Source organism: Dyadobacter sp. HNCC25DJ183 (assembly GCF_056895175.1).
The window spans coordinates 20,965-31,988 of record NZ_JBXHAP010000006.1 but is presented as its reverse complement, the minus strand read 5'-3'; the positions used below and the strand labels follow the sequence as shown (position 1 = coordinate 31,988).

At 46.8% G+C, this 11,024-nt stretch carries 12 protein-coding genes; 3 read left to right on the top strand and 9 right to left on the bottom strand.

Annotated features, from left to right (window positions below; genetic code table 11):
- Positions 1-23: 23 nt before the first annotated feature.
- On the bottom strand, positions 24-1,172 hold the full coding sequence (locus AC1XTG_RS15885) for an efflux RND transporter periplasmic adaptor subunit (RefSeq protein ID WP_056280792.1): 1,149 nt from the start codon (positions 1,170-1,172) through the stop codon (positions 24-26).
- 162 nt (positions 1,173-1,334) lie between these two features.
- On the bottom strand, positions 1,335-1,757 hold the full coding sequence (locus AC1XTG_RS15880; RefSeq protein ID WP_056280790.1) for a hypothetical protein: 423 nt from the start codon (positions 1,755-1,757) through the stop codon (positions 1,335-1,337).
- Between the two features lie 315 nt (positions 1,758-2,072).
- On the opposite strand from AC1XTG_RS15880, the gene AC1XTG_RS15875 reads away from it, so the two are divergent.
- Complete coding sequence (locus tag AC1XTG_RS15875) at positions 2,073-2,666, top strand: GNAT family N-acetyltransferase (protein WP_056280789.1); 594 nt, start codon at positions 2,073-2,075, stop codon at positions 2,664-2,666.
- A 19-nt stretch (positions 2,667-2,685) separates the two neighbouring features.
- Positions 2,686-3,309 (top strand): YdeI/OmpD-associated family protein, encoded by a 624-nt coding sequence (locus AC1XTG_RS15870; protein WP_484842620.1) that lies wholly within the window; start codon positions 2,686-2,688, stop codon positions 3,307-3,309.
- Here the strand turns inward: AC1XTG_RS15870 and AC1XTG_RS15865 are convergent, their stop codons facing one another.
- The 7 genes from AC1XTG_RS15865 to AC1XTG_RS15835 form a co-directional block, all read right to left on the bottom strand.
- The gene (locus AC1XTG_RS15865; RefSeq protein ID WP_484842619.1) at positions 3,310-3,885 is read right to left on the bottom strand and encodes an HmuY family protein; all 576 of its coding nucleotides are present in this window, start codon (positions 3,883-3,885) and stop codon (positions 3,310-3,312) included.
- Positions 3,886-3,904: 19 nt separating this feature from the next.
- Positions 3,905-5,299, bottom strand: a complete 1,395-nt coding sequence (locus tag AC1XTG_RS15860; RefSeq protein WP_056280784.1) for an HmuY family protein — start codon at positions 5,297-5,299, stop codon at positions 3,905-3,907.
- Between the two features lie 30 nt (positions 5,300-5,329).
- On the bottom strand, positions 5,330-7,597 hold the full coding sequence (locus AC1XTG_RS15855; RefSeq protein ID WP_484842618.1) for a TonB-dependent receptor: 2,268 nt from the start codon (positions 7,595-7,597) through the stop codon (positions 5,330-5,332).
- 132 nt (positions 7,598-7,729) lie between these two features.
- On the bottom strand, positions 7,730-8,266 hold the full coding sequence (locus AC1XTG_RS15850; protein ID WP_484842617.1) for a YceI family protein: 537 nt from the start codon (positions 8,264-8,266) through the stop codon (positions 7,730-7,732).
- A 21-nt stretch (positions 8,267-8,287) separates the two neighbouring features.
- A complete protein-coding gene (locus AC1XTG_RS15845; protein WP_484842616.1) occupies positions 8,288-8,626 on the bottom strand; it encodes an avidin-fold protein in 339 nt (112 codons plus the stop codon).
- 69 nt (positions 8,627-8,695) lie between these two features.
- Entirely contained in the window at positions 8,696-9,082 is a 387-nt protein-coding gene (locus tag AC1XTG_RS15840) for a VOC family protein (protein ID WP_484842615.1), read from the bottom strand.
- Between the two features lie 67 nt (positions 9,083-9,149).
- A complete protein-coding gene (locus tag AC1XTG_RS15835) occupies positions 9,150-9,959 on the bottom strand; it encodes a DUF6597 domain-containing transcriptional factor (RefSeq protein WP_484842614.1) in 810 nt (269 codons plus the stop codon).
- Between the two features lie 208 nt (positions 9,960-10,167).
- On the opposite strand from AC1XTG_RS15835, the gene AC1XTG_RS15830 reads away from it, so the two are divergent.
- Positions 10,168-11,019 (top strand): cupin-like domain-containing protein, encoded by an 852-nt coding sequence (locus tag AC1XTG_RS15830; protein WP_484842613.1) that lies wholly within the window; start codon positions 10,168-10,170, stop codon positions 11,017-11,019.
- Positions 11,020-11,024 lie beyond the last annotated feature (5 nt).

Genomic DNA, 11,024 nt, shown 5'->3' with positions numbered 1-11,024 from the left:
AATTCAGGTGAAACAAATAGATCCTACCGGGCTGTAAGCTCGATCTTGCTTGCCCCTGTTTTGAGGCTGTCCATTGTAATGGTTTTCGGATTGATCGTCGCTCCGTCCTTCAATCCCTGAAGTCCTTCGCACACAATCGTTTCACCTGATTCCAGTCCTGACTTTACAACATAATAGCCTGCGAGCCTTGATTTCGGCACGAAGCTTCGCGTCTTGATTTTATTGTCTTTCCCCAGAACATAGACAAAGTTCTTATCCTGAATTTCAAATGCCGCTTTCTGAGGGATCAGGATTGCATTCTCAACCGTGTTAGTGAGCCTGATGGTACCTGTCGAACCGTGCTTCAAAAGCTTGTCGGGGTTTGAAAAACGCGCGCGGAACGCAATGGAGCCTGTACCTTCATCAAAGGCACCTTCCATTGTTTCAATAGTCCCTTTGTGTTTGAAGAAAGATCCGTCGGCAAGTTCGAGCTCAACGATCGCGCCTTTGTTGGTAGCGCCTCTTGCACGCACATATTCGAGGTATTCGTTTTCAGATACATTGAAATAGGCGAAAACAGCCTTTGTGTCCGATAACGTGGTCAAAAGTGTCCCTTCGTCGATCAGGCTGCCCATTTTATGCGGTATCCTATCAATAATCCCGTCGAAAGGCGCTTTAATCTCGGTCCTGGCCAGCTGGATTGATGCATTGGATTTTTCGGAACGCGCCTCTTCAATCCGGGCATGTGCAGCAGCCAGCTTGGCTTCTGCCACTTCCATTTCAGATTTAGCGACTACGTTTTTATCCACCAATACCTTAACCCGCTTCATTTCCAGCTCAGCGCCTTTTGCTTCTGCGATGGCGCTCTGCAGATTCGCTTTTGCCTTAGCCAGCTGGGCTTCATATTCTTCATTGTTGATCCGGAAAAGTATCTGTCCTTTTCTCACTTCCTTGCCTTCGTCAACATATACTTCTTCCAGGTATCCCTTTACGCGGGCATATATCTCAACGTTTCTGACTGCGTGTATATCACCGACGTATTCGCGGTGCAGGTCTGTTTTCTGTGGTTTCAGTTCGGTTACCGGAATGGTCCGAACGCTGTCGCTCATTCCCGAAGTGGTTTCACTTTTCGATGCACAGCCAAATGCAAATGCGCTGATAAACAGGAAAAGCGGCCATTTTAAATTTTTCATGAGAGTAGTTGAAATGGTGGTAATGTGGTTGGGGTGAATAGAAATAGCCAGGCGCCCGGCAGGGCACATAGTAAATGATCACAGGACCAGGCGGCCGGAAGCCACGCGGTGATCCTGTCCGTTGTGTATCAAACGGAAATTATAGGGAGCTGAAAAGAGACGTCAGAACGGGCAGAGACGGTGAAGAAAACCGTAGTAGCCAGGTAGCACAAGGGTACCTTTGGCAATGGAAGGCAATGTAACAGACTCCCGGACAACCTTGGAGATCTGGGTAATGTGATATTCGAGGGTAGCCTGCTGGGCAACAATCGTAATGAACCTGTAAGTAGAATGCCGGTGGCGTAACAGGTCCGCTAAACTCTCTTTCCATTCAAACTCATCAGCCCTGACAATTGCCTGATTTTTGGGCAAAGTATCGTCCTCAATGACGAAGTTATCGTCTTCTTCGGCCGATAAACCGATATGAATGGAGAAGTTGCTGGTACCAAGTTCCAGTTTGCACACCGAGCCCGATTGTTCCGCCAGTACAGGAGAAACAAGGAAGTGCGCAAGGCAGAAAAACAATACAAAAGCTCTTTTTATCATGATGCTGATTGTAATCAGTACATTAAAAAATTCATACTTTTATAATGAATTCAAGATTAATTGGAACAATGAATACGGAATGTTAATATCAGTACGTAATAGGTCAAATGTAACAATTCAAATGTAGAAACCAAATTTTCATCCTTGTTAATGAGTGTTAACAAATTTGTTTTAGAATAAAAAGTATGTTAAAACTGGTTTTCTCCAAAATTTTCATCAACTTTTCATGATTCCACAAAATTTCTTATCCAAGTTCCAAAAGTGCCTGAACAAGCCTGTGCAATGGTGTCCGGACGTTGAAAATAATGCCGTTTTATGGATGTGAGGCCAATCAGGATCGGGCGTTTTGTGCTTACCAAACTGACTGCTGCGGATAGTGAAAAGTACTACCTGCTCAGCAACAATGACGCGGTGATGAAGTTTGTGACAGGTTATGCGCTCAATCGCATTCAGTCGGATGAAATGCTCCGGACGATTGTCGGCGAATACGGGCCCGACACCTACCTGGGCAGGTACCTGATTGAAATACCCGAGTCGGCCGAGCTCATCGGAGTAGCGAAGCTGGACAAAAGCGGACCTGATATTGAGATCGGTTACCGGATACGATTTGAACATTGGGGCAAAGGAATTGCGACTGAAATTGCCTCTGGCCTGATCCATTTTGCAAAAAACCACCTCCACGCAGCCAATGTGATCGCATTCGTAAATGTAGACAATGCGGCTTCTGTTCGCGTTCTGGAAAAAGCAGGAATGAAAAACGTGGAAACCATAGAGGATATCGACGAGGTCAAATACAAATTCATTTATATACCCCGGAAAAATAATGTACTGAAAAGAGTACTTTATCTGCTGCTCGCGCTGCTCGTGATCGCATTGATTGCCGCTTTCGCGGTTGGCTGGGTGGATTAACTAACACGCATTAAAAAGAATGAACCACACAGATCCCCGCATCGACGCCTACATCGTCAAGTCTGCGCCTTTTGCAATCCCGATACTGGAATACCTGCGCAGCATTGTGCACGCGGCTTGCCCGGATGTAAAAGAAACCATGAAATGGAGCTTCCCCCATTTCGAATACAATGGGAGCATATTGTGCAGTATGGCTTCCTTTAAACAGCATTGCGCATTCAGCTTCTGGCTCGCCACCCGCCTGTCCGATCCGAACGGATTACTTGCCTCTGATACTGAAAAAACTTCAATGGGACATCTCGGTCGCATTACCAGCCTGGAAAGCTTGCCTGCGGAAGCGCATTTGACCGGGTTTGTTACAGAAGCAATGGAGCTGATTGACAAAGGTGTCAAGATCAAAAATGCCGGCGGAGTAGTGAAAGAGAAAAAGGAGCTGGTGATACCTGACTACCTGCTGGAAGCTTTGGAAGAAAACCCCCAGGCAAAAACTTACTTCAATGCATTCAGCCAGTCCGGCAAAAAGGAATATGTGATGTGGCTGGAAGAGGCAAAAACAGAAACGACGCGCATGAAGCGCGTCGAAACTGCTATTGAGTGGATAGGGGAAGGTAAATCAAGAAATTGGAAATACGAGCGCAAATAGCTAGAACTTACCATTAGCATCAGCCAGTACATACCTGAAAGTATAGTAACTGGACTCTTCTGTCGGTACTTCTTCCGGCGCCCCTTTATAGTAGCTGATAATCTCGATTTTGGCATACTTACCCTCAGCCGTTTTCAGCAGGATCGTCCTCCCGACAATCGGCAGGATCGCGTGCACGCCCATATCGTATTTGTACCACGAATTACCGCTGCCGCCGTGTATTGCATATCCCGCCTCACTGTCGGACTTGTAACCTTCTTTGGGTGCCTCGGTCAATGACGTAAATGGTTTTTCCACCACCATTGCGCCGCCTTCTCCCGGGCCGCTGGTTCCTCCGTTAATGGCGATGGTCGTTTTGCTGAAAGCAATGTCCCAGTTCCTGGTTTTGGCTTCGCTCGCGGGCACATCTTTTCCGCTCGCAAAGCTGAAATAAACGTAAGGCTTAGCATTTGCGTCAAGGTCTTTGACCACCACTATTGCTGCTGCATTACCTGCAACAATGGGCTCTGCCGGCTTTGTTACCTTCATCTGGAATACGGAAACAAGAATGGATATTGATATTAAAAGCATTTTCATAGCTAACGATTTGAATTGATTAAGCTCCCTTTTTAACCAGCTTGTATTCCAGCTTCGGTTTTCCGCGCACACCGCCATCGTTTGGATGGAAGTTCACAAACCGGAGTTTGTAGATATTTCCTGCCGGGTCTTTGATCAGGTAAAAACGATCTGTTTTCACGCCCTCAGGCCCGCCGGAAGTTACCCGCCATTTGGAACCGATCGCGTCAGCATCTTTGGAAAAGGTAATTCCCGCGAGGTTACTTTCGGCAAATGCATCGTAGGTCGCAGTGGCAGTGAGTACCTCGGCAGCTTCTACGTTCGCATGTTTGTTTGTGAAAACCAGGTCTGAAAATCCATAGGGAATCAGGCCGGTGCCGAAATTGGTATAGTACATGCTATATCCCCATCGTAAATCCCACTTATCTTTCGCGGGCTCGACTTCGACCGCAGCGCCTTTTCCAAGAGATACATATTCGAAGTTGGAAGTCGCGTCCTTGTTTACATCAATCGTTTTAAATGTGGTCTCATTCAATTTGGCATATTGGACAGAATAGCCCGTTCCTTTTCGTACAATGCGGATTTTGTAGAGTTGGTCAGCGGGAAGTACGTTCGCAGTACCGCCTTTTCGGTTGAGGATGTACACTTTATTGTCCGCATCAGTAGCTGAAATTTCTTTGATTACAGTTTTGGTCAAATCGCCTTTGGCATCGTCAACCAGCGTTAGCTTGCCCTTTCCCTGACCAACTGCCAGCGAATCCGCAACAAAATCACCGGCTGTAACTGCATTGATATCCGATTTGTTAACCATTAATGCAGAAGCGCCATTTGTTCCATTGATGATCACGCGGAAATCAGTGCCGCTGTAAAAACCAAGATCCCAGCTGTCGCGCAGCACCGCGGTTTGGGTATTGCTGCTCAGATCGAGGAATACAGCATTAGCCGCGCTGCTTCCCGGTTCATCGTCGGCAATCCCGTTGAGCTGAATACTGGTACCTTCGGAAACAATTGCCTTGAAGCTAAGTTTGAGATCGGTAGCAGTGCCTGCCAATGCAGGTGCTCCTACTGAGGTGATCCTGAATGCAATATGCTCATCACCGTCCAGCAGAATGCCCGCTTTTTTGGTCACTTTAAAAGATACCGCAGACTGCCCGGCAGGTACCGACAGGGAAATTGCATTGTTGACTTCGGCCGGAGTGGTCGTAAATTCATTACCATACGTAAGCTGTGTGGGCGTAACTGAAACTGTGACCGGCGTAACTACGTCCACGGCACGCGAAAGCGTGATCCTGATCTCGGTCTCCTCTCCTTCAAACCCTTTTTCAGCACTTTCAAAACCGGCTACATTATCAGGAAGTGGCGGCTCGTCATCATTACATGCATTAAAGCTTCCCAGAAAGGCGATCAGCAACAGGGACTTAACTATTTTCTTCATTTTGGTTGGAGTTATGTAAAAGGGTATATGTTAATTTTTTGACCACTGAAAATTCAATCCGAGAAACCACGAGCGTCCATAAGACATAGGCACTGCCCCGCCGGTGCTATGCGCGTTGCCCGTATCTGTTGAGGTATTGTTGAGTGTGGTTACCCCGAGCAGGTTTTTCACGCCTCCGAGCAGGTTCACGTATTTGCCGAAAGCTTTGTTGATAGTAATGTCCGCCATGTGATAGCCTGCCGTTTCAGCCAGGTTGACGCTGATCAAATCAGCTGACTCGTAGTTGGGGAGCTTGCCGGTGTACTTGTAAAAAAGGTTGATCCCCGCACGGATTTTGGTAAAAGTGTACAGCAGGTTCGCATTGATTTCAGGCGACCATTCAAACTGCGGCAGTTCACCGTAAAGCTCCGGATCGGCAGAAAACTGGTTGTATCTTCCCACATAACTCGCTCCGATACTTGCCTGAATGTGTTTGGTAAATAGTTTATTGTCAATCGTAAAGCCGGTGGTTTTAAACAGATGGATGTTGAGATAAGTGGTCTTGCTGGCATCCTTCGGGTCAGTGGCAAAGCCAATCTGGTCGTGAAAAATGTTGTAAAAACCGCCTATTGTTGACGTTACGCGGAGATGCGCTTTGCTAGCAGCCTGCCAGACCAGAAATGAATTGAAGCTGTCAGAGTATTCCGCTTTGAGATTCGTATTTCCAAAAATTTGATGGGATGCATCTACAAAATCAAAATACAGCTCACGCAGTGCAGGAGAACGGAAGCCGCGGGCGTAGCCGAAACGGTAATCGAGGTTTTTTGAGATTGTCAACTTTCCATTCAGCGAAGGAATAACCGGCGGCGCGTCGTAAACAGAATTTTTAAGAAAGCGCAATCCGGGCGTAAGCCGGAGTACCTCTCCTATCTTCACCTCGGGGGCTATAAACAAAGCATATTCTCCGATAGTCGGGGAACCTGAAATCCTCGCGCCGGAACTTGCGTTGTTTGAGAAATCAACCCCGGCGAGCACCGAAAATCCGTCGGATACTTTATAAAAAGCAGTTCCACGGAAGAATGTGGTCGTGAATACAGACTTATCCTGAGCGCCTGCGTCAAGCGACAAAGTGCGCCGGTCATTTGCATCGACGTTGGTAGTGAGCGTCCTGCGGGAGTAGTCGGTGTAAGACACCACCGCATTGAGGTTGAGCTTTTCACTTACCTTATATTCGGATTGTACCTGATGAAACCAGCGTTTGCTGATATAATCCTTGTCAACAGCCGTTAATTCGACATTTCGTCTGCCGAAATACCGGATTGTCTCGTCCGTTCCATTGAACCGGTACCAAACATTCCATTTGCTGCCCTGGTACCTGCTCCCTGCCGTATAAAGCATCTGCTCCTTGGGCATCCATTCTTTTTCACGCCCGACTGCATTCCCCTGCCAACCGCCGAAATTATTCCGCGTCACATTGCCTGAAAATTGCAGGTTCTGGTTCTGCCAGGTCAGTACAAGACTTTGATTGTGAGTACCTTTCTCCGTAAGCGGATCGTATTCTTTGCCGGCTGTTTCTTCCTGCAAACGCGCACTTACGATCATATTGGAACCGGAGTGTTGCTTTTTGGTAATCAGGTTGATAACCCCGGCGAGCGCATCGGTACCGTACATGACCGACATCGGCCCTTCGACGATCTCTATACGTTCGATGCTGTTGATATCAATCTGCCCCAGACTTTCCCGTGTACTGCCCCGGTCCACCATCGGGATCCCGTCGAGCAGGATCTTCACATTTTGTCCGGACATGCCCATTAACTGAATATCGCTGGTGCCGAGGGTAAGGTCATTTGAAAACCGGATTCCCAGCTCCGTATTCAGAACAGCCTGCAAGCTGGTAGCCCCGCGCATTCTGATCCGCTCGCTGTTAATGGTACGAACCTGATAAACCGAGTTTCTGAGTGATTGGGGTTCAGACTGACCTGTTACGACCATTTCCATTAATGCAAGCGGGCTTTCTGCTACTTGTATGTCGGAGAGCTGAATGGTCTTACCCGCTTCAATCTGCACTTTGATCGCTCTTTCCGCTTTTCCAATGCTTTTTACCACAAGCTGGTAGCTGCCTGCCGGCGCCTTCAAACTGAAAAAACCTGTACTGTCTGACTGGGTACCATAGCTGGTCTCTTTCAGAAACAGGCTTACAGATGAAGCCGGAAGCCCGTCTTTTAAGATCAGTTTGCCCTCGATCACGCCATTTCCCACCTGCGCCCAGGTATAGGCGATGCTGACCAGCAAGCACAAGACAGTAAAGATTGATCTCATCGGAGCTTATTTAGACTAATTATTAATACAAATAAAATGTATTATTTAGACTAAATACAATTAATGAGAAAAATAATTACGCGGGCGCATTTACAGCTCCTGAAATGAAGCTTACATTTTAGAGAAGTTGCTTTATCTGGCGACTGCCTGCAATGTGACGGTAACGATATCTTTTAGCTTCCAGTCCTTTTCACCGATTTTGTAGTCGAGCCGGTTCACCTCGAATGTGCTGGTAAGATTGTAGCTACCGTCGGCATTCTTTTTTGCGTCAAACGGGAGGGTAACTGTTTTGGAAACATCGCGGATTGTGAGGGTACCGGTAGCCTGATAGCCGCCCTCCTTTTTACCGACGCGGGACGATTTGAAATGGATATCTGGATACTTTTCAACATGAAAATACTTCTCGCTTTTCATATCCTTGTCGCGCGAATTATTCTTTGTATCAAAGGTGCTGGCTGCAATCTTAATGTCAAATGCGGCATTCTCCGGGCTTTTATCATTGAAAACTGCTGTTCCTGTCGGAGCGGCGAAATTCCCGTTGCAGGTACCAAGTATGTACCTGACACTGAATTTTGTGCTTCCGGATACAATTCTGGAAGGCTGCGCATGCAGATTGGTGAACAATGCAGTAAGTAATAAAACAAGTGACCAGATCTTCAAAGCGCGCATGATACAGACAGGTTTAAGGCATTATAATTCTTGCAGAAGCGATTCCCCGAAAGAGAGGTCACCGGAAGTCCATTGCCATTTTTCATGCATACGCAATTTTCCGTTCGGCAGTTGCTCGGGGGTTGATTTGCAAATCCCTGTTGTAATCTCGCCTTTATCATTTACCTGGTGGTAGCGCATATCCAGGTGACCGGCTTCGTCCACCAATGCGATCAGGTGCCCGCTGATAATTCTGCCGCCTGCGTACGTGGAAGTAACAATGTTGCCGGTTTGCTTGTAAACAAACTGCATACTCAGATCCACCTCGCCGTTTTCAGTATTGGAAAGTGGGATAAAAACCCTGTTATCGTAATTGATCATAAAAAAGGAAGCTGTCTTACCGCGGCTCAATATAGCGATAAAGACAGCTTTAAGGCAAAAGATGCGCGCTCAGATCACAGAAGTAATCCACCACACATTTCCGCACGGATCTGTTACGCCGCAGCTTCTTCCATAATCCTGATCTGCGGGTTCCATCATGCTCGTTGCACCCGATTCAAGCGCTTTCCGGTACGTATCATCCGCATTTTCAACGTACACAAACAAGTTAGCCGGCTGGGCAGGCCACTCACCGCGACTGTCGCAAAACATAATGGTACTCTCTCCTATCCGCACTTCGGCATGCTTGATCAGAGCTGGCTCGTCTTCCTGAAAATGGGTAGACACAATTTCGCCACCTAAAACCTGGGTGACAAAATCTTTGAAACGAATGGCTTTGTCCAGCATTAGATAAGGCATCACTGCCTGGTGGCCGTTTGGAATTTTTACAGTGCTCATGATTATTGGTTTATGTTTAGGACAAAACTAGGTCAGTACCAAAACAGGAAATTGGAAAAACACGACATCAAGCGTCGCGGTACTCTGTCGCTTCTGAATTTCCCGAAAAATAGCTGCCCGGATGCTCTCCCGAAAATGCTTTGAACTCGTGAATGAAATGCGACTGATCATAATAGCCGGCTTCGTAGGCAATTTCGGTCAGAGATTTGCTCTTGTCGCCATATGCATTCATCGCGGTATGAAAGCGTACAATACGCGAAAAAAGCTTCGGGCTGAAACCTGAAAATGTCTTGAACTTACGTTCAAGCTGCCTCGTCGACAAACTGTTTTGTGCCGCAAGCCCGGCCACGCTGGTAAGCCCGTTATTTTGGATTACCTGGTTGATCATCGCGAATGCAGCAGGTTCCGGTTGTGCGCTTTTAAGCAAACACCTCCTCAGGAACCGGCACATAATAGCAACCCTTACCTGGTTGTTTTCCGCAAGCATCATTTGTTCTTCCAGCTCCTCCCCCTTTTTACCCAGCAGCGCTCGCAGGTCAGGCATTTCATTGACCAGCTCGCAGGCCGGGATTTTGAATAAACCCTGCAATGCATATGGAAACAGGTACACTCCGAATATTCCGAAACTTTCGCCTATACGAAACCTGCGGAACTGCGAGGAAGGCCCGCTTAACCCGGATGTGAAAGAAAGCGCCGCCTCGCCGGACTGACTTATTTCGTCGAACCTGCCCTTGTAATGAAAGATCAGCTCGGCACAGCCATCGGCCATTGTTTTATGAAAATACGGCTTGCAGGCACTCACTTCATGTTCCAATACCCAGAAACACCTGATATAGGCGGCCAGGTCGGGAGGGGGTAAAATGGTATAGTAACGCATGGAAGCCGGGCCTTTGATCTTATTAGTCTATAAATTCTATATAGAATAAAGAATATGATTATTAAATGAATCGAAATTTATATTTTTGAATTCTCTTTAATACATTTGACCGGGCGTAAGATAAGGTAAAATGTATCGGCAAGGCCGCTGAAAACGTTGAGTTTACAGTATTATAGTCTAATTGATTACCTATTTACTCAGTTTCTGTATGAAATTAGTGCCAATAGAAAAGCGTAGTGGGTTAACACGCGAGGAATTTATCGAAAATTACCTGAAACCAAGCAAGCCGGTGGTTTTTACGGATTTGGCAAAAGATTGGCCGGCAGTTCAGAAATGGACATTTGAGTGGTTGAGAGAGAATCACGGTAATCTGGATGTTCCCCTGGTTGACAACCATCTTCACGATGCAGATAAATATTTCCAGATTGCGAAAACAATGAAGTTTGGCGAGTATCTCTCGTTGATCGAGAAAGGGCCGACTGACCTTCGTATTTTCCTTTTTGATATTTTTAAAAAAATCCCTGAGCTGGCAAACGATATCCGTTTTCCGACGATCATGGACGGATTTTTAAAGTCCTACAAGTTTGTATTCTTCGGAGGTGAGGGATCCATTACCAGTCTGCATTACGATATGGACTGCTCCAATGTATTCCTGACGCAATTCCAGACGCGCAAGCAGCTAATTCTGTTTTCTCCCGAAGAAAGCCGCAGGTTATACCACCACCCATTTACAGTAATGAGCAAAGTGGATCCGCTTAATCCGGACTACGAGCGTTTTCCTGCATTGAAAGGCGCAGTGGGCCATGAAACTACATTGTACCACGGCGAAACGATCTTTATTCCTTCATTGTGGTGGCATTATATCCGTTATGTCGACGGTGGTTTCAGTCTTGCATTGAGAGCCAACAACTCCATTTTCACGGCTGTGAAAGGCGGCATGAACCTGGTTCGTCACACGTTTGTGGATAAAAGTATGACCAAGCTGCTGGGCCTTGAATGGCAGCACTGGAAAGAGAAAAAGGCTGTTGAAAACGCTGAAAGTGTTCTAAGACAAGCATAAGGCAG